The following is an 18,757-nucleotide window of genomic DNA, read 5'->3' on the forward strand; positions in this document are numbered from 1 at the left end:
CTCCTTGAGTATTGCAGGTGTTAATTAGCCGGCAATTGTACACCGGATGCACCTGCTGTGGCAGCATCAAGGCTTGTATGGAAAAGCATATCTTTGTAAAGCGGCGGTAATCCAACGCGCGCCCGGGCGCGATTGCAGGCTTCGTTAACCTGCCCATCTTCCCTCGACATGGCAAATTCCCGGCACGGGCTGGGCCGATCCTCATAAATGGAACATCGGGTAGAGACCCCTGGCTCACCCTGTAGCGCTACGCAGCGGGCCTGCTTTTGGTTTGTGCCGCTCATGCAGCGCAGAAAGGGCGTTAACGGCTCAGTAAGATGAACCGGAACGGTACCGCCGCCATCGCTGGCTTCGGCCCAGTAGAAAGAGACTCGAAAATACGCACAACAGGCTCCGCACGTCATGCACGGGTTAATGTCACTCATGGCACACCTGCAAAAGAAGAACGCATCAAATCAACTTGTGAGAGCGATAAATTATCCAGCCGTCAGAGGAAGAGCAAGAGGGGAAAAAAGGAAAATTTTGTAACCGTGAAATGCCAAAAAATTGACATGGAAACAACTTATCGCTTTTGGACGCGTAACAAAAAATTAATCCAGATCAATGAATGTTAAGTTACTGGTTTTAATGTGATCTGTAGCAGATCACTTATTACTCATTTGTGAGTATATTCTCATCCGCGATTAAAACCACAACGATGGAGCGGATATGAAAAAATTAGCGGTGGCAGCCCTTGTATTAAGCAGTCTCTCTGGCGGCGCGTATGCGCATGAAGCAGGCGAATTCTTTATTCGTGCCGGTTCGGCTACGGTTCGCCCGACTGAAGGATCGGATAACGTGCTGGGTATGGGCGGTTTTAACGTCAGTAATAACACCCAGTTAGGGTTAACGTTCACCTATATGGCGACGGAAAACGTTGGTGTTGAGCTTCTGGCTGCAACGCCGTTCCGTCATCGCGTGGGCCTGGGCGCAACCGGTGATATCGCTACGGTTCACCATTTACCGCCAACGCTGATGGCGCAATGGTACTTTGGCGATGCCAGCAGCAAGGTGCGTCCTTATATTGGCGCCGGTGTGAACTACACCACCTTCTTTGACGAGAAGTTTAACGATACCGGTAAAGAGGCCGGTCTGACTGACCTTAGCCTGAAAGATTCATGGGGTATGGCGGGGCAGGTCGGTCTGGACTATCTGATTAACCGCGACTGGCTGATTAACGCCTCGGTCTGGTACATGGATATTGATACGGACGTACGCTTCAAGGCGGGCGGTCAGCAGCAAAGTATCAATACTCGCCTGGATCCGTGGGTGTTTATGTTCTCTGCGGGTTATCGTTTCTGATCCCCCGTCAAACTGGCCACAGGGTGGCCAGTTTGCTTTGCTCACTTCAAAACGACGGATAAACCGGCCGCTCATCAAGCTTTACGCAGTGCCTCAGGATCTTTTCCCCATCGTATAAATAGCTGAAAGCGTCGCTGGACAGGGAATGGAAAAGAATATCGCCGTTGGCAAACGGGATAATTTCGGTATCTCCCGCACGTTTATGTCCCGCACCGGTTTCAAAATGACCTTGCCATCGTTCCTGGGTATGGTCATAAACGTGCAGAATGATCTCGACAAGTCCTCTTTGCGGACAATTAAGGCGCAGGAAGGTTGAAGAGAAATTCAGGGACAGCGCATGGAAGGGAATCAATAAGGCGAAAACCAGTAAAGCTCGTAAATACATCAAACCGCGAAAACCTCCTTCAAAAGGGAAATGAGATTTTACTTAAGTCAAAAATTGCGTTTTTGCCGTGGATCAAGATGTCCTATAATTCAATAGGATAAAGGCCCCTTACGAGGCCCTTAGCGATCACTTCTGAATCAAATACCGAATGGTCGGGCCATCCTGCTGGATATCCAGCACCGTGTAGCCGTGGTTTTTCGCATCCAGCGGAATGTTGTTGATGGACTGCGGACAGTCGCTGACCACTTCCAGAATTTCCCCTTTTTTGAGCTGCGGTAGGGCTTCAAGCGTGGCAACAGCCGGATAAGGGCAGGGTTCACCAACCATATCCAGACGGTAATCGGGCACGATCTCTTTCATGCAGCATTCTCCTGGGTTTCTGTTTTAACACTCGCGCGACGGAAGAAGCGTTTCTCCTGCGCGACAACCAGTAAAAAAGCGACCAGCAGCAGGGCATAGGTGACCAGCAGGCCGCCGAGAGGGCCGAAGGTGCTCAGCAGGTTGACCTTGTCCCAGTTCGTGGCAAGCGCCGGGGACAGATCGTCCCAGAAGTACGCCAGGATCGTCGAGCCGATAACATTTCCCAGGCCCACCCACCAGTAATGCACCTGACCTTCAACGGCGCGGTACATCCAGCCGGTTTCACACCCGCCAGCCAGCACAATCCCGAAGCCAAACAGCAGGCCGCCAATCACCGCGTTAGGGCCAGCCCACATGATTTTCGGTTCAACGCCCAGCTGAACATAGCTGAAGATACCGATGGCGCTGACCGCCATCCCGGCGATAATCGCCTTTGCCATCATCGTGCGGCCGGTGATCCACATATCGCGAAACGCGGAGGTAAAGCAGATCTGCGCGCGTTCAATGAGCAGACCAAAACCCACGCCGAACAGCATCGCCAGGCCGAGTTTGGGCTGATTCATCGCAGTGCAAAGCGCCCAGGCGACCATAGCCAAAAAGACCAGCATACCGAGGCGGAAACGGCGACGCGCCTGGTCCGGCTTCTGGGTTAACGGAGACGCTGCGCTGACTTTTGTCATTTTCACCGGAATGCGGAACAGCGGCAGCAGGGTAAATTTGGCACCGAAGTAAGAGCCGATGGCCGTGGCGACTGCAAAGAACCAGGCGTGAAGCGAAAACTGAGGAATACCCGTAAAGAAAGCGGCCAGGTTACAGCCCATCGCCAGACGGGCGCCAAACCCGGCAATGATACCGCCGACTACCGCCTGCATTATGCGAATACGGCTTTTGGGCATCCGCAACTTAACGTTGTTTGCCCACAGCGCCGCCGCGAAACAGCCACCGAACATGCCGACGATCATCATCCCGTCGATGCGGGTAAGTGGCGTGCCGTCCAGATGGATGAGTTTAAAGTAACCCCACTCTTCGGTATGCACGCCAGCGAGCTGTAGCAATTGACCACCCCAGCGGGTGAACTCGCCGGTCACGGCCCAGAAGGTGCCGGTAATACCGAAATAGTAGGTAGAGAGAATGCCTGCCGCGATAACGGCCGGAACAGGTGACCAGAACTTAACCAGGTAAGCCTGTTTAAAGGATTGCCATGACATGAATAAGCCTCTGAACTCAGAAGGATTAAAGATAAAAAAAGAGTCCAGATCATACGCTTGCAAGCCAGAATGGAAAGCCATTCACGCCGAAAATATCGACGGGATCAATTTTGAGGTAATCCGTTGTAGAAGGTGGGGAAGGAAGGGTAACCGTCTGGCAGGAAGCCAGACGGTGGAAGGGTTATGCTTTACGCGTCGCCGCTTTCATTGCGGTCACAAACGCTTTCAGCTCGGCCAGCATCTGCTCTGGCTTGTCCACGTTCTTCTCGATGATCTTCACAATTGCGGAGCCGGAGATGGCACCTGCCGCCTTCGCGTCAATCGCTGCGCTGACCTGATCCGGGGAGGAAATCCCGAACCCCTGCAGCGGAGGCGCGGCATGGTACTCGGCCAGCTTCTCCACCAGATGATGCAGCGGCAGTGCGGCTTTATTCTCGGCACCGGTCACGCCCGCGCGGGAGAGCAGGTAGGTATAGCCGCGTCCGTAAGAGGCAATCTGGCGCAGCAGGGCGTCATCGGCGTTCGGCGGGCAGATGAAAATCGGGGCGACGTTATGGCGCATGGCCGCCTGACGGAATGGCGCAGATTCCTCGACCGGCACGTCTGCCACCAGAACGGAGTCGACGCCCACGCGTGCGCACTCGGCGTAAAACTCATCGATACCGCGGTTGAACACCAGGTTGGCGTACATCAGCAGGCCGATCGGAATGGTCGGGTGCTTCTGGCGAATCGCCGCCAGCATCTCGAAGCACTGGGTCGGCGTCACCCCGGAGGCGAATGCGCGCAGCGTCGCATTCTGGATGGTCGGGCCATCCGCCAGCGGATCGGAGAACGGAATACCCAGCTCCAGCGCGTCGGCACCGGCCTCAATCAGGGTGTCGATGATCTTCAGCGACTGTTCCGGGCCCGGATCGCCCAGGGTGACGAAGGGAACGAAAGCGCCTTCCTGGCGGGATTTCAGCTCTGCAAATACGTTATCGTAGCGTTCCATCAGATTTCCCCTCGTGCTTTCAGAATATCGTGAACGGTGAAGATATCTTTGTCACCGCGGCCGGAAAGGTTTACCACCAGCAGCTGTTCTTTTTCCGGGTTTTCTTTCATCATTTTCAGCGCGTGCGCCAGGGCGTGTGAAGACTCCAGCGCCGGGATGATCCCTTCGCTGCGGCACAGCGTTTTAAAGGCTTCCAGCGCTTCGTCATCGGTAATGGAGACATAGTCCGCGCGGCCGGTACTGTTCAGGAACGCATGCTGCGGCCCGACGGACGGGAAGTCGAGGCCGGCAGAAATAGAGTAAGACTCTTCAATCTGGCCCTCATCGGTTTGCATCATCGGGGATTTCATCCCGAAGTAGATCCCCACACGGCCATGCTTCAGCGGCGCGCCGTGTTCACCCGATTCAATGCCGTGCCCGGCAGGCTCTACGCCAATCAGACCCACGCTGGTGTCGTCGATAAAGTCTGCGAACATGCCGATGGCGTTAGATCCGCCGCCAACGCAGGCGATCACCGCATCCGGCAGACGCCCCTCTTTTTCGAGGATCTGCGCTTTGGTCTCTTCACCGATCATGCGCTGGAATTCGCGCACGATAGTCGGGAACGGGTGCGGGCCCGCCGCGGTACCGAGCATATAGTGCGCGGTTTCATAGCTGCCAGACCAGTCGCGAAGCGCTTCGTTACAGGCATCCTTCAGCGTCGCGGAGCCGCTGTGCACCGGGATCACTTCCGCTCCCATCAGACGCATACGGAAGACGTTCGGAGACTGACGCTCAACGTCTTTCGCTCCCATATAGATGCGGCATTTCAGGCCGAGCAGGGCGCTGGCAAGCGCAGAGGCCACGCCGTGCTGACCTGCACCGGTTTCGGCGATGATTTCGGTTTTGCCCATACGCTTCGCGAGCAGCGCCTGGCCCAGCACCTGGTTAGTTTTATGCGCGCCGCCGTGCAGCAGGTCTTCACGCTTCAGATACAGCGTGGTTTTGGTGCCTTCCGTCAGGTTGCGGCATTTGGTCAGCGCGGTCGGACGACCGGCGTAATTTTTCAGCAGGTCGGTAAATTCAGCCTGAAACGCCGGATCTTTCTGCGCGCTGACAAACGCTTCTTCCAGCTGGCGCAGCGCGGGCATCAGGATTTGCGGGACGTACATCCCGCCGAACTCACCAAAATACGGGTTAAGTAATGTCGTCATCTTCTCTTCCTTAATATGCACGCAGAGTTTTAAAAACCGAGGCCAGCTTGCTGGCATCTTTGATACCCGGTTGGGACTCTACGCCTGAATTGAAATCGAGGCCTGCGCAGCCGGTTTTAGCGGCTTCTACGCAGTTATCCGGGCTTAATCCGCCCGCCAGCAGGACGTTGTCCAGCTTCTCGCCGTTCAGCAGCGACCAGTCAAAACGCTGGCCGGTGCCGCCCTGGCCGTTATCGAGGACGTATTTATCCACATGGTTCAGGTTACGCGAGGGCAAGGTATCGCCAACGCTTTGCGCTTTCCAGATTTGCACCTGTGGTGCCAGCGCGGCGCGCAGGGCATCGATGTAGCTCTGGTCTTCATCGCCGTGGAGCTGCACCGCGCTGAGGGATAACGCGTCGGCTTTTGCCGCAACGTCTGCAATATCTGCGTTGCGGAAAACGCCCACGTAGCCGAGCGGAGCCGCTGCGATGACCTTACGCGCCTGCTCTTCACTGACCGCACGTGGAGAGGAGTCCACAAAGATCAGCCCGCCATAAATCGCCCCGGCTTCATACGCGGCCTGGGCATCCTGTTCGCGGGTTAAGCCGCAGACTTTGTTTTCACCCAGCAGCACGCGACGCACGGCCGCATTGAGATCGTCATGCTCCATCATGGCGGAGCCAATCAGGAAACCGTTGGCGAAGTGGCTTAGCTCGCGCACCTGGGCATAGCTGTTAATGCCGGATTCGCTGATCACCGTCACGCCAGAACCCAGACGCGGCGCCAGCTGGCGGGTACGGTTCAGGTCAATGGACAGGTCGCGCAGATCGCGGTTGTTGATCCCGACCACTTTGGCTTCCAGCGCAATCGCGCGCTCCAGCTCCTCTTCGTTGCTCACTTCGGTCAGCACGCCCATGTTCAGGCTGTGCGCCACGGCGGAAAGCTGGCGATACTGCTCGTCGTCGAGCACAGAGAGCATCAGCAGGCAGGCGTCGGCCTGGTAAAAGCGCGCCAGCCAGATCTGATACGGGTCGATAATAAAGTCTTTGCACAGGATCGGCTGCGGCGCGATGCCGCTGACGATCGGCAGAAAGTCGAAGCTGCCCTGAAAATATTTCTCATCCGTCAGCACGGAGATGGCTGAAGCATGATGCTTATAAATGCCGGCAATACGCGCCGGGTCGAAATCGTCACGAATAACGCCTTTGGACGGGGACGCTTTTTTGCACTCAAGAATAAACGCGGTGCGCGTACCCCGCAGGGCGTCATAGAAACGACGGCTGCTCGGGACGACGTCATTCTGGAAACTCGCAAGCGGCTGCTGTTGCTTGCGGGCTTCCACCCAGATGGCCTTATCGGCAACGATTTTCGCTAAAACGGTCTGCATTCTTTACCCTCTTGCCGCAAGTGCGGTAACGCGATCGTAAGCTGCACCGGAGCGCAGTACATCCAGAACTTTTTGAACGTTGGCCTTCAGGTCTTCCTCACCGTGCAAACGCATCAGCATGGCGACGTTGGCAGCAACGGCGGCCTCATGGGCGACCTCTCCTTTACCTTGTAATAAGCGAGTCAGAATGTCACGGTTTTCTTCCGGCGTACCGCCTGCCAGCGCTTCCTGATGGTATGGCGCAAGGCCGAAGTCGGCAGCCTCCAGCTGATAGCTCAGGATTTCGCCGTCGCGCAGTTCGGCCACCAGCGTTGGCGCATGAAGAGAAACCTCATCCATACCGCCGCTGTGCACCACGGCGGCACGCTGATAGCCCAGCACGCGCAGCGTCTCGGCAATCGGCAGAACCAGCTCAGGGCTGTAAACGCCAATCAGCGCCAGCGGCGGGTGGGCCGGGTTGATCAGCGGGCCGAGCACGTTAAACAGCGTGCGGGTTTTGAGCTGCTGACGAACCGGCATCGCGTGGCGGAAACCGGTGTGGTACTTCGGCGCAAACAGGAAGCAGACGCCCAGGTCATCCAGCGCTTCGCGGGAACGCTCGGCGTTCATATCGAGGTTAATACCGAATGCGGCGAGCAGATCGGAAGAACCTGACCGGCTGGAAACGCTGCGGTTACCGTGCTTCGCGACCTTCAAACCGCACGCCGCCGCCACGAAGGCGCTGGCGGTGGAGATATTGATGCTGTTACTGCCGTCACCGCCGGTACCGACGATATCCGCAAACTGATAGTCCGGGCGCGGGAACGGGGCGGCATTTTCCAGCAGGGCCGTAGCGGCACCGGCGATCTCCTGCGGGCTTTCGCCGCGCACCTTCATGCTCACCAGCGCGGCTGCCAGCTGTTCAGGCTTCAGCTCGCCGCGAACCACGGCGGAGAAGAGCTGATGGCTCTCCTGCTGGCTCAGGGTCTGCGCCTGATACAGTTTTTCCAGAATCGGCTGCAGGGTATTGGTCTGCTCCAGTTTCTGTAACGCCCAGTCCAGCGTCTGCTCCAGCAGGCGGGCGCCGTGGGAGGTCAGGATTGATTCCGGGTGGAACTGCAGGCCGCAGACGCGGTCCGCATCGTGGCGCACCGCCATCACCATGCCTTCAAACGAGGCGTTAATCGTCAGCCCGGCGGGAATATTGCTGCCAACCAGCGAGTGATAGCGCGCGACCGGGAGCGGGTTCGGCAGCCCGGCAAACATCGCCTGGCCGTCATGTTCAATGCTGGACGCTTTACCGTGCAGGATCTCACCCGCCTGGCCGACGTAGCCGCCATAGGCTTCAACAATCGCCTGATGGCCGAGGCAGATGCCGACGATTGGCAGTTTGCCGCGCATGCGGGTCAGCAGCTCCGGCATACAGCCGGCTTCGCTCGGTGCGCCTGGCCCCGGGGAGAGCATCAGCACCGGGTTTTGCATGGTGGCCAGACGGTCAATCAGGGTCTGCGCAGGAACGTGGTTGCGGTAGATAACGACGTTGTGGCCATTCGCACGCAGCTGATCTGCCAGGTTATAGGTAAAGGAGTCGATATTATCGAGCAGCAGAATGTCAGCCATCAGAAAATCTCCTGTGCATGGTGTGCGGTAGCAATGGCGCGAAGGACCGCACGGGCTTTACTGCGCGTTTCGTCAGCTTCAGACTGCGGAACAGAATCAAGGACAATCCCGGCACCCGCCTGAACGGTGGCAATACCGTCTTCAACATAGGCGGAGCGGATTACGATGCAGGTGTCGAGATCGCCGTGGGCGGTGAAGTAACCCACCGCGCCGCCGTAGCTGCCGCGACGGCGTCCTTCGGCGGCGGCAATCAGCTGCATGGCGCGCACTTTCGGCGCGCCGCTCAGGGTGCCCATGTTCATGCAGGCGCGGTAGGCGTGCAGCACGTCGAGATCGTGGCGCAGCTCGCCGACCACGCGGGAGACCAGGTGCATCACGAACGAATAGCGGTCAACTTTGGTCAGGTCCGCCACGTAGCGGCTGCCGGGAGTACAAATACGTGCCAGATCGTTACGCGCCAGGTCAACCAGCATCAGGTGCTCGGAGAGTTCTTTGTGGTCGGTACGCATTTCAAGTTCGATGCGGCTGTCCAGATCGCGGTCCAGCGAGCCATCGGCGCGACGCCCGCGCGGACGGGTTCCGGCAATCGGGTAGATCTCAATCTGACGGCTGGTGGCATCGTACTTCAGCGAGCTTTCCGGCGAGGCGCCGAACAGCGTGAATTCGTTGTCCTGCATGAAGAACATGTACGGGCTTGGGTTACTCTTTTTCAGCACGTCGTAGGCTGCGAGCGGCGACGGGCAGGGCAGCGAGAAGCGACGGGACGGCACGACCTGGAAAATTTCCCCGGCGCGAATCGCTTTTTGCATCTGGCGAACCACGGCGCCGTACTGATCGTCAGTCTGGTTAACGTCGCAGGTCATTTTCTCCACGCGCTGCACCGGCAGCGCGGGTGGTGCTTCCGTCATCTGCTGCTGCAGCTGAGCGATGCGGTGCTCAAGACGGTTTTTCTCAGCGGCAGACGGCGTGAACAGGCTTGCCTGGATGCGGGTGTATTGCTTCTGGTGGTCGATCACCAGCAGCGTTTCAGCCAGATAGAAGCAATAATCCGGGCAGCGATTACCCTGCTCGGTTTCCGGCAAATCTTCAAAACCGGCAACCAGGTCGTAAGCAAACAGCCCGCCGAAGAACATCGCTTCACGCTCGTCTTGCGGCACGGTGACCAGATTCTGCAGCAGGCGGAAGGCATCGAAAACGGACAGGGAGCAGAGGCGCGCGTCTTCGTCCAGCAGCTGGCTCACCGGCGGGAAATGCAGAATGCGCATTTCTGGATGATGTTCGTTTTCAATGCCTGAAGGCAGGGCGGCATCCAGCAGCGGCAGCAGCGATGCGCCATTGTCTGATAATGCCTTGATGGTGACAGTGTCACCTAAAGCGGTAATGCGCAGCGCGCTATCGACCAGCAGCAGGCTTTTGAGATCGTCCTTGCTGTCGATATCCGCCGATTCCAGCAGCAGCGTTGCCGGACGTGCCCCGCACACCTGATGAAACAGCGCGGTCGGGTTGTGGCGATAGGCCGCCTCGCAGGTCAGCAGTTCGAGATGAGGTTTGGCTGTTTGCATGTTGTTGTTCTCATATTTTGTTCAAAAAAAAGCCCGCTGGGTAGCGGGCGGATATCTGTTTGCATTTCGCAGACGCGTGACACTGCCCGAAGATCAGGAAGTGCGCCACCAGCCGTGCAGAGTGAAATGTGCGGTCATTTTCAGATACCTTTCTCGTGTGAACTTTCGTACTAGTTAACTAGTTCGATGGCAAGTTGTCAACCCTTGATTTCAGAATTTCGCGTTAAGTCGGTATCATGGTGTTTTCGGATGTCTCCAACCTGTTATGGGAAGTGCTTTGAGCGATACCACCTACGCCATTATTTATGATTTACACAGCCATACTCAGGCCTCTGACGGCCTGCTGACACCCGAAGCCCTGGTTCATCGCGCCGTTGAAATGCGCGTCGGCACGCTGGCGATAACCGATCACGATACGACAGATGCCATTCCGGCGGCGCGCGCCGAGATCGCCCGCAGCGGGCTGGCGCTGAATCTGGTGTCCGGCGTCGAGATCTCGACCGTCTGGGAAAACCATGAGATTCATATTGTTGGCCTGAATATCGATATAGACCATCCGGCACTTACGGCATTTTTGCAAGAACAAAAAACGCGCCGCAATCAGCGCGCAGAGATGATCGGCGAGCGTCTGGAAAAGGCGCATATTCCGGGCGCGCTGGAAGGCGCGCAAAAGATGGCGAACGGCGGGGCGGTCACCCGTGGTCATTTCGCCCGTTTTCTGGTCGACGCGGGCAAAGCGACGACTATGGCAGACGTCTTTAAAAAGTATCTGGCGCGCGGTAAAACCGGATACGTTCCGCCACAGTGGTGTACAATAAAACAAGCTATTGATGTGATTCATCATTCTGGCGGTAAGGCCGTGCTGGCCCATCCTGGGCGGTATAATCTTTCTGCTAAATGGCTGAAAAGGCTGCTGGCACACTTTGCCGAATGCGGCGGCGAGGCGATGGAAGTCGCCCAGTGTCAGCAGGCGCCCAACGAGCGCGCGCAGCTCGCGACCTATGCCCGCCAGTTCGGCCTGCTTGGGTCACAGGGCTCTGATTTCCATCAGCCCTGCGCGTGGATCGAACTGGGGCGCAAGCTCTGGTTGCCTGCTGGCGTTGAGCCGGTCTGGCAGCTCTGGGAACAGCCGCAGCAAATTGAAGAGAGGGAAGTATGAGTCAGTTTTTCTATATCCATCCGGATAACCCGCAGCCACGTCTGATCAACCAGGCCGTGGAGATCGTCCGCAAAGGCGGCGTGATTGTCTACCCGACCGATTCAGGCTACGCGCTGGGCTGCAAAATCGAAGATAAAGGGGCAATGGAGCGCATTTGCCGTATTCGCCAGCTGCCGGACGGCCATAACTTTACCCTGATGTGCCGCGATCTCTCTGAGCTGTCGACCTATGCGTATGTTGATAACGTGGCGTTTCGCCTGATTAAGAACAACACGCCGGGCAACTACACCTTCATCCTGAAGGGCACGAAGGAAGTACCGCGTCGTCTGCTGCAGGAGAAACGCAAAACCATCGGCATGCGCGTGCCGTCGAACCCGATTGCGCAGGCGCTGCTGGAAACCCTCGGTGAACCGATGCTCTCCACCTCGCTGATGCTGCCCGGAAGCGAGTTTACCGAGTCCGATCCGGAAGAGATCAAAGATCGCCTGGAGAAGGTGGTCGAGCTGATTATTCACGGCGGCTATCTCGGCCAGCAGCCGACCACCGTGGTCGACTTAACCGAAGATGCACCGGAAGTGATTCGTGAAGGCGTGGGTGACGTAAAGCCTTTCTTGTAAAGGTATAAGCAGATATACTACGCGGCCATCAAAGCAGGGCTCAGCCCTCTTTTGACCTGATTCGACGCCTGTGAAGGCGACACCTGAGGAAGCTCAATGAGCGAGAAGTTACAGAAAGTGCTGGCGCGTGCCGGCCACGGTTCACGCCGTGAAATCGAAGCCATTATTGAAGCGGGCCGCGTGAGTGTGGACGGTAAAATCGCCACGCTGGGTGACCGCGTAGAAATCGTACCGGGGCTGAAGATCCGCATCGACGGTCATCTTATCTCCGTGAAAGAGTCCGCTGAACAGATCTGCCGCGTGCTGGCTTACTACAAGCCGGAAGGCGAGCTGTGCACCCGCAACGACCCGGAAGGTCGTCCGACGGTGTTTGACCGTCTGCCTAAACTGCGTGGCGCTCGCTGGATTGCCGTCGGCCGTCTGGACGTGAACACCTGCGGTCTGCTGCTGTTCACCACCGATGGTGAACTGGCAAACCGTCTGATGCACCCAAGCCGTGAAGTGGAACGTGAATACGCGGTGCGCGTATTTGGCCAGGTTGACGAAAATAAACTGCGCGATCTGTCGCGTGGCGTTCAGCTGGAAGACGGTCCTGCGGCGTTCAAAACCATCAAGTTTACCGGTGGGGAAGGCATTAACCAGTGGTACAACGTGACCCTGACCGAAGGCCGTAACCGCGAAGTTCGTCGTCTCTGGGAAGCGGTAGGCGTGCAGGTTAGCCGCCTGATCCGCGTCCGTTACGGCGACATTCTGCTGCCGAAAGGTCTGCCGCGCGGTGGGTATACCGAACTGGATCTGACCCAAACCAACTACCTGCGCGAGCTGGTCGGCCTGACGCCGGAAACCACCTCAAAAGTGGCGGTGGAAAAAGATCGTCGTCGCATGAAGGCGAATCAGATCCGTCGCGCAGTGAAGCGACACAGCCAGGTGAGCAGCAGTCGCCGCTCCGGCAGCCGTAACAACAACGGTTAATATAAAAGCCCGGTCAACGAACCGGGCTTTTTTCTTTAGTAATCAATTCCAATTTGCGCTTTGATGCCTGCATCAAACGCATGTTTGACCGGACGCAGCTCGCTGACGGTATCGGCCATCTCCAGAATATCCCGATGACATCCGCGCCCCGTGACGATAACCGTCTGGTGTACAGGACGATTCTTCAGAGCATCCAGCACGGCTTCCAGCGGCAGGTAGTCGTAGGCGACCATGTAGGTGATCTCATCCAGCAGAACCATATTCAGCGAGGGATCGGCCAGCATTCTCTTTGCATGCTCCCAGACGGCGAGACAGGCGGCGGTGTCGGTTTCCCGGTTCTGAGTATCCCACGTAAACCCGGTCGCCATCACCTGAAACTCAACGCCGTGAGGCTCAAGCAAATTCCGCTCACCGTTGGGCCATTCGCCTTTGATAAACTGGATCACGCCCACTTTTTGACCGTGTCCAACGGCGCGTGTCGCCGTGCCGAATGCGGCGGTGGTTTTCCCTTTTCCGTTGCCGGTAAAAACGATGACGATCCCACGTTCGTCCTGGGCTGCCGCGACGCGCGCATCGACCTGTTCTTTCAGACGCTGCTGGCGCTGCTGATGGCGTTCTTCACTCATTGCGAAATTCCTGGTTTACGTCCCGGCTGGGCGTCAAAGGTCATCCCGGTTTTGCGGCGGCTGTCGTCGCCCATCAGCCAGAGATAGAGCGGCATAATGTCTGCCGGGGTTTTCAGCTTCTGCGGATCTTCGCTCGGGAACGCGCTGGCGCGCATTTTGGTGCGCGTACCGCCCGGGTTAATGCAGTTTACGCGCAGATGGCGGTTCTGGTACTCCTCCGCCAGCACCTGCATCATGCCTTCGGTCGCGAATTTTGAAACGGCATAGGCTCCCCAGTTTGCGCGTCCTTCACGGCCAACGCTGGACGAGGTAAAGACCAGTGACCCGGACTCGGATTTGAGTAATAAAGGAAGCAATGCCTGTGTGAGGAAAAACGTGCCGTTGACGTTGACCTGCATCACCTGCTGCCAGATATCTGGATCCTGTTCATCCATCGGACGCACTTCACCTAGCAAACCGGCGTTATGCAGCACGCCGTCGAGTCTCGGATAGTGAGCGCTGATGCGCTGGGCTAATTCCTGGCACACCGCAGGCGTGCAGGTCAGTAAATCGAGCGTATACCACGGGGCCGGCGTGCCGCATACGGCCTCAATCTCCTGGGCGACGTTTTTCAGTTTTTCTTCGTTGCGCCCGATCAGAATGACGTTGGCGCCATATTCGGCGTATGTCAGGGCTGCCTCGCGGCCAATCCCGTCGCTGGCACCGGTGACAAGAATAATCCGGTTTTGCAGCAGATTTTTTTGCGGTTGATAATGCACGGTGACTCCTCAGGCGACCGGTGACGCAATGGCGCCTTTATGATGACTTTTCGGCTTTATGCCCGAATTAGCCTAATAATTCAATCAGTCTACAGGACGCATTACTGTAAAATTAACAATTTGCAAATATTTAAACTCCAGTCCGGGGATTCCTGAAGGCGGCTCGCAGAGGTAATGTCACGAGCGAGACGCATGGGCAGGGCTGTTGTACACTGCCGTGAAAGATTCGTGGTTAAATCAAGGTGGAACGCGTGGAATTACTTTCTCAATATGGGTTGTTTTTGGCCAAAATCGCGACGGTGGTGGTTGCCATTGCGGTGGTTGCCGTTCTGATTGCCAACCTGACGCAGCGCAAGCGTCAGCGTGGGGAGTTACGCATCACCCGCCTGAGCGAGCAGTATAAAGAGATGCAGGAAGAGATGTCTCTGGCGCTGCTTGATAGTCATCAACAGAAACTCTGGCAGAAAGCGCAGAAGAAAAAGCATAAACAGGAAGCCAAAGCGGCAAAGGCAAAAGCAAAGCTCAATGCGCCGCAGGATAAGGCCACGCCGCGCGTCTATGTGCTCGATTTTAAAGGCAGTATGGATGCGCATGAAGTGTCTTCTCTGCGGGAAGAAGTGACTGCCGTTCTGGCCGTGGCGACACCGCAGGATCAGGTTGTCGTGCGTCTTGAAAGCCCGGGCGGGGTGGTTCACGGTTACGGACTGGCCGCCTCACAGCTGCAGCGCCTGCGTGAAAAACAGATCCCGCTGACCGTTGCCGTGGATAAAGTGGCCGCGAGCGGTGGCTACATGATGGCCTGCGTGGCGGACAAAATTGTTGCCGCGCCGTTCTCCATTATTGGCTCGATCGGCGTGGTCGCACAAATTCCGAACTTTAACCGCTTCCTGAAAAATAAAGAGATTGATATCGAACTTCACACGGCGGGTCAGTACAAACGTACCCTGACGCTGCTGGGGGAAAACACGGAAGAAGGGCGTCAAAAATTCCGCGAAGATCTCAACGAAACGCATCATCTCTTTAAAGATTTTGTACACCGTATGCGCCCAACGCTCGATATTGAACAGGTCGCGACGGGCGAGCACTGGTACGGCGTCCAGGCGCAGGAGAAAGGGCTGGTGGATGAAGTCGGAACCAGCGACGATCTGCTGCTCAATCTGATGGAAGGCCGGGAACTGGTGGGCGTGCGCTTTACCCAGCGTAAGCGACTCCTTGACCGCTTTACCAACAGTGCGGCAGAAAGCGCGGACCGTCTGCTGCTGCGCTGGCTACAGCGCGGACAAAAACCGCTGCTGTAAACAAAAACGCGAGGCATATGCCTCGCGTTTTGCGTTAATCGACCAGGTGATATTTCTCTGAAAGCGTATGCGCCAGGTATTTGAACATGTTAAACACGGCGGTGCTTTTCGGGGTCGGTAAACCCTGTTCGTCAAGGAAGTATTCGCCGCTGAAAATCAGCACGCCATTACGCTGCTCTACGCCGGTGGCTTCAATGCCCGCCAGCGTATCTTCATGGTCACGGATAAGCTTGTTTGCTTCGATAAGCAGAGAGGCTCGGTCAATAGGTTGGGTCGTATTCTGCATAATCCACTCCTTAAACAGTGACAATAGTCTACGCCGAGGGCGCTTTGGGGGCAAATTTTCCCTGTAATGTGAGGGGATAAGGTGCAGGGTCCTGGCTGGCGGGATCTGCTTTTGCATGCTAATAAAGTTGCGTAACGAATTTTATCAGGTAGAGTGTGCGCTTTCGTCATTCTGGCAACAGAATTGCTTGACATTCAACCGGGAATTCGTCACGAATTACACGAGATGTGAGAAAAATACCCGAAAACTCAATCACCTGGGCGTCTTCTCATTAACGTCCGGTAAGTCAAAGGGGTTGATATCTCCTGACGCAGTCGCAATATCATTGGCTCGTCGTCAGCGGAAGGGAAATCAACGTGCGGCGTATTCCTGGAAGAATTAAATTAGGTAAAGGTGAATATGGGTAAAGCTCTCGTCATCGTTGAGTCCCCGGCAAAAGCCAAAACGATCAATAAGTATCTGGGTAATGACTACGTGGTTAAGTCCAGCGTCGGTCATATCCGCGATTTGCCGACCAGTGGCTCAGCCAGCAAAAAGAGCGCAGACTCTACCTCCACCAAAGGGGCTAAAAAGCCTAAAAAGGATGAACGTAGCGCGCTTGTCAACCGCATGGGTGTTAACCCATGGCATAACTGGGATGCACAATATGAAGTGCTGCCCGGGAAAGAAAAAGTCGTTAACGAGCTGAAGCAGCTTGCTGAAAAAGCAGACCACATCTATCTCGCAACCGACCTTGACCGCGAAGGGGAAGCCATTGCGTGGCACCTGCGGGAAGTGATCGGTGGTGATGACAAACGCTACAGCCGTGTAGTGTTTAACGAAATTACGAAGAATGCGATTCGTCAGGCGTTTGAGAAGCCGGGCGAACTGAATATTGACCGCGTAAACGCACAGCAGGCTCGTCGCTTTATGGACCGCGTTGTGGGCTACATGGTCTCTCCACTGCTGTGGAAGAAGATTGCCCGTGGCCTGTCCGCAGGGCGTGTGCAATCCGTCGCCGTGCGTCTGGTCGTTGAGCGTGAGCGCGAAATTAAAGCCTTCGTGCCGGAAGAGTTCTGGGAAGTCGATGCCAATGTGACCACGCCGGGCGGTGACGCTCTGCCGCTGCAGGTGAGCCATCACAACGACAAGCCTTTCCGTCCAGAAAACCGCGACCAGACTATGGCCGCCGTAGCGCTGCTGGAAAAAGCACGCTATCAGGTGCTGGAACGTGAAGACAAACCGACCAGCAGCAAGCCAGGGGCACCGTTTATTACCTCCACGCTGCAACAGGCTGCAAGCACGCGTCTGGGTTATGGCGTGAAGAAGACCATGATGATGGCGCAGCGCCTGTATGAAGCGGGCTACATCACCTACATGCGTACCGACTCAACCAACCTGAGCCAGGACGCGGTCAGCATGGTGCGCGGCTACATCAGTGACAATTTCGGTAAGAAATACCTGCCCGAAAGCGCTAACCAGTTCGCCAGCAAAGAGAACTCTCAGGAAGCACACGAAGCGATTCGTCCTTCTGACGTCTCGGTGTTAGCCGAATCGCTGAAAGACATGGAAGCCGACGCGCAGAAGCTGTATCAGCTGATCTGGCGCCAGTTCGTGGCGTGCCAGATGACGCCAGCGCAGTACGACTCCACCACGCTGACCGTTGGCGCGGGTGAGTTCCGTCTCAAAGCGCGCGGTCGTATCCTGCGTTTCGACGGCTGGACGAAGGTGATGCCAGCGCTGCGTAAAGGTGATGAAGACCGAACGCTACCGGCGGTAAATAAAGGGGATGAGCTCTCGCTGGTTGACCTCGTGCCAGCCCAGCACTTCACCAAGCCGCCTGCGCGCTTCAGTGAAGCGTCCCTGGTGAAAGAGCTGGAAAAACGCGGTATTGGTCGTCCGTCGACCTACGCGTCCATCATCTCGACGATCCAGGACCGTGGCTACGTACGCGTTGAAAACCGCCGTTTCTATGCGGAAAAAATGGGTGAGATCGTCACTGACCGTCTGGAAGCAAACTTCCGTGAGTTGATGAACTACGATTTCACCGCGCAAATGGAAGACAGCCTCGACCAGGTTGCCAGCCATCAGGCGGAATGGAAAAAGGTACTCGACAGCTTCTTCAGCGACTTTACCGACCAGCTTGAAAAAGCGGAGAAAGACCCTGAAGAGGGCGGCATGCTGCCTAACCAGATGGTTCTGACCAGCATCGACTGTCCAACCTGCGGCCGCAAGATGGGGATCCGCACCGCAACCACGGGCGTGTTTCTTGGCTGCTCCGGCTATGCGCTGTCACCAAAAGAGCGCTGCAAAACCACCATCAACCTGGTGCCCGAGAACGAAGTTCTCAACGTGCTGGAAGGTGACGATGCGGAAACTAACGCTCTGCGTGCCAAACGCCGCTGCAAGAAATGCGGCACGGCAATGGACAGCTACCTGATCGATCCAAAACGTAAGCTGCACGTCTGCGGTAATAACCCAACGTGTGACGGGTATGAGATCGAAGAGGGCGAGTTCCGCATTAAAGGCTATGACGGCCCGATTGTGGAATGCGAGAAGTGCGGCTCTGAAATGCACCTGAAAATGGGGCGTTTCGGTAAGTACATGGCCTGTACCAACGACGAGTGTAAAAACACGCGCAAAATTCTGCGTAACGGCGAAGTGGCTCCTCCGAAGGAAGATCCGGTTCCGCTGCCAGAACTGCCGTGCGAGAAATCCGACGCGTACTTCGTGCTGCGTGATGGTGCCGCAGGTGTCTTCCTGGCCGCCAACACCTTCCCGAAATCGCGTGAAACGCGCGCGCCGCTGGTGGAAGAGTTGCATCGCTTCCGCGATCGTCTGCCTGAGAAACTGCGTTATCTGGCCGATGCGCCACAGCAGGATCCGGAAGGCAACAAAACCGTGGTACGGTTTAGCCGTAAAACTAAGCAGCAGTATGTTGCGGCCGAGAAAGAGGGTAAAGCGACCGGATGGTCAGCCTTCTTTGTCGATGGCAGATGGGTTGAAGGCAAGAAATAATCTTCCCTTACCGTAACTTACCTGTAAAAGGGCCGG

At 56.5% G+C, this 18,757-nt stretch carries 20 protein-coding genes and 1 other annotated feature; of the genes, 7 read left to right on the forward strand and 13 right to left on the reverse strand.

Features of this window, described 5'->3' with window-relative positions; genetic code table 11:
* Positions 1 to 20: 20 nt before the first annotated feature.
* Positions 21 to 425 (reverse strand): YkgJ family cysteine cluster protein, encoded by a 405-nt coding sequence (locus HCH49_RS04010; protein WP_033145751.1) that lies wholly within the window; start codon positions 423 to 425, stop codon positions 21 to 23.
* On the opposite strand from HCH49_RS04010, the gene HCH49_RS04015 reads away from it, so the two are divergent.
* Positions 318 to 614 (forward strand): hypothetical protein, encoded by a 297-nt coding sequence (locus HCH49_RS04015; RefSeq protein WP_221702906.1) that lies wholly within the window; start codon positions 318 to 320, stop codon positions 612 to 614. The two genes, HCH49_RS04010 and HCH49_RS04015, sit on opposite strands and share 108 nt — an antisense overlap.
* Before the next feature lie 94 nt (positions 615 to 708).
* Positions 709 to 1,341, forward strand: a complete 633-nt coding sequence (gene ompW, locus HCH49_RS04020; protein WP_023312086.1) for an outer membrane protein OmpW — start codon at positions 709 to 711, stop codon at positions 1,339 to 1,341.
* Positions 1,342 to 1,387: 46 nt separating this feature from the next.
* Here the strand turns inward: ompW and HCH49_RS04025 are convergent, their stop codons facing one another.
* From HCH49_RS04025 to trpL, 9 genes are all read right to left on the reverse strand, one after another.
* Complete coding sequence (locus HCH49_RS04025; RefSeq protein ID WP_033145750.1) at positions 1,388 to 1,726, reverse strand: hypothetical protein; 339 nt, start codon at positions 1,724 to 1,726, stop codon at positions 1,388 to 1,390.
* Between the two features lie 126 nt (positions 1,727 to 1,852).
* Positions 1,853 to 2,086 (reverse strand): sulfurtransferase-like selenium metabolism protein YedF, encoded by a 234-nt coding sequence (gene yedF, locus HCH49_RS04030; protein WP_003856774.1) that lies wholly within the window; start codon positions 2,084 to 2,086, stop codon positions 1,853 to 1,855.
* Positions 2,083 to 3,294 carry a selenium metabolism membrane protein YedE/FdhT gene (gene yedE / locus HCH49_RS04035; protein WP_196354277.1) on the reverse strand — a complete coding sequence of 404 codons (1,212 nt, stop codon included), beginning with the start codon at positions 3,292 to 3,294 and terminating at the stop codon, positions 2,083 to 2,085. The genes yedF and yedE overlap by 4 nt, the downstream gene beginning before the upstream one ends.
* 181 nt (positions 3,295 to 3,475) lie before the next feature.
* Positions 3,476 to 4,285, reverse strand: coding sequence for a tryptophan synthase subunit alpha (trpA, locus tag HCH49_RS04040; RefSeq protein WP_033145748.1), 810 nt, complete (start codon positions 4,283 to 4,285; stop codon positions 3,476 to 3,478).
* The gene (gene trpB / locus HCH49_RS04045) at positions 4,285 to 5,478 is read right to left on the reverse strand and encodes a tryptophan synthase subunit beta (protein ID WP_094934668.1); all 1,194 of its coding nucleotides are present in this window, start codon (positions 5,476 to 5,478) and stop codon (positions 4,285 to 4,287) included. Before trpB ends, trpA begins: the two co-directional genes overlap by 1 nt.
* 10 nt (positions 5,479 to 5,488) lie before the next feature.
* Positions 5,489 to 6,847: a bifunctional indole-3-glycerol-phosphate synthase TrpC/phosphoribosylanthranilate isomerase TrpF gene (gene trpCF / locus HCH49_RS04050; protein ID WP_221702227.1), complete on the reverse strand. Its 1,359-nt coding sequence runs from the start codon at positions 6,845 to 6,847 to the stop codon at positions 5,489 to 5,491.
* Between the two features lie 3 nt (positions 6,848 to 6,850).
* Positions 6,851 to 8,446 (reverse strand): bifunctional anthranilate synthase glutamate amidotransferase component TrpG/anthranilate phosphoribosyltransferase TrpD, encoded by a 1,596-nt coding sequence (gene trpD / locus HCH49_RS04055; protein WP_023312079.1) that lies wholly within the window; start codon positions 8,444 to 8,446, stop codon positions 6,851 to 6,853.
* The gene (locus HCH49_RS04060; protein WP_087822730.1) at positions 8,446 to 10,008 is read right to left on the reverse strand and encodes an anthranilate synthase component 1; all 1,563 of its coding nucleotides are present in this window, start codon (positions 10,006 to 10,008) and stop codon (positions 8,446 to 8,448) included. The genes trpD and HCH49_RS04060 overlap by 1 nt, the downstream gene beginning before the upstream one ends.
* 23 nt (positions 10,009 to 10,031) lie before the next feature.
* Positions 10,032 to 10,125 (reverse strand) — a sequence feature (Trp leader region).
* The gene (gene trpL, locus HCH49_RS22345; protein ID WP_106993556.1) at positions 10,102 to 10,146 is read right to left on the reverse strand and encodes a trp operon leader peptide; all 45 of its coding nucleotides are present in this window, start codon (positions 10,144 to 10,146) and stop codon (positions 10,102 to 10,104) included. (Overlaps the previous feature by 24 nt.)
* A gap of 139 nt (positions 10,147 to 10,285) precedes the next feature.
* Between trpL and rnm the strand changes: the two genes are divergently transcribed.
* The 3 genes from rnm (at position 10,286) to rluB (ending at position 12,756) form a co-directional block, all read left to right on the forward strand.
* Positions 10,286 to 11,167, forward strand: a complete 882-nt coding sequence (gene rnm / locus HCH49_RS04070) for an RNase RNM (RefSeq protein ID WP_032656720.1) — start codon at positions 10,286 to 10,288, stop codon at positions 11,165 to 11,167.
* Entirely contained in the window at positions 11,164 to 11,784 is a 621-nt protein-coding gene (locus HCH49_RS04075; protein ID WP_003856793.1) for an L-threonylcarbamoyladenylate synthase, read from the forward strand. Before rnm ends, HCH49_RS04075 begins: the two co-directional genes overlap by 4 nt.
* A 96-nt stretch (positions 11,785 to 11,880) precedes the next feature.
* On the forward strand, positions 11,881 to 12,756 hold the full coding sequence (gene rluB, locus HCH49_RS04080) for a 23S rRNA pseudouridine(2605) synthase RluB (RefSeq protein ID WP_023312076.1): 876 nt from the start codon (positions 11,881 to 11,883) through the stop codon (positions 12,754 to 12,756).
* 35 nt (positions 12,757 to 12,791) lie between these two features.
* On the opposite strand, the gene cobO is transcribed toward rluB, so the two are convergent.
* Both cobO and HCH49_RS04090 read right to left on the reverse strand, forming a co-directional pair.
* Positions 12,792 to 13,382, reverse strand: coding sequence for a cob(I)yrinic acid a,c-diamide adenosyltransferase (gene cobO, locus HCH49_RS04085; protein ID WP_023312075.1), 591 nt, complete (start codon positions 13,380 to 13,382; stop codon positions 12,792 to 12,794).
* Positions 13,379 to 14,140, reverse strand: a complete 762-nt coding sequence (locus HCH49_RS04090; protein ID WP_023335951.1) for a YciK family oxidoreductase — start codon at positions 14,138 to 14,140, stop codon at positions 13,379 to 13,381. The genes cobO and HCH49_RS04090 overlap by 4 nt, the downstream gene beginning before the upstream one ends.
* 251 nt (positions 14,141 to 14,391) lie before the next feature.
* Between HCH49_RS04090 and sohB the strand changes: the two genes are divergently transcribed.
* Positions 14,392 to 15,438 (forward strand): protease SohB, encoded by a 1,047-nt coding sequence (sohB, locus tag HCH49_RS04095; RefSeq protein WP_048975113.1) that lies wholly within the window; start codon positions 14,392 to 14,394, stop codon positions 15,436 to 15,438.
* 34 nt (positions 15,439 to 15,472) lie between these two features.
* Here sohB and HCH49_RS04100 read toward each other — a convergent pair whose 3' ends face one another.
* Positions 15,473 to 15,724, reverse strand: a complete 252-nt coding sequence (locus tag HCH49_RS04100) for a YciN family protein (RefSeq protein WP_023312072.1) — start codon at positions 15,722 to 15,724, stop codon at positions 15,473 to 15,475.
* Positions 15,725 to 16,123: 399 nt separating this feature from the next.
* Here HCH49_RS04100 and topA point away from each other — a divergent pair, with 399 nt between their 5' ends.
* Positions 16,124 to 18,721, forward strand: coding sequence for a type I DNA topoisomerase (gene topA, locus HCH49_RS04105; RefSeq protein ID WP_221702228.1), 2,598 nt, complete (start codon positions 16,124 to 16,126; stop codon positions 18,719 to 18,721).
* Positions 18,722 to 18,757 lie beyond the last annotated feature (36 nt).

Origin of the sequence: Enterobacter sp. Y17 (genome assembly GCF_019730495.1) — a bacterium.
In the GTDB taxonomy this organism is placed as follows: Bacteria; Pseudomonadota; Gammaproteobacteria; order Enterobacterales; family Enterobacteriaceae; genus Enterobacter; species Enterobacter asburiae_B.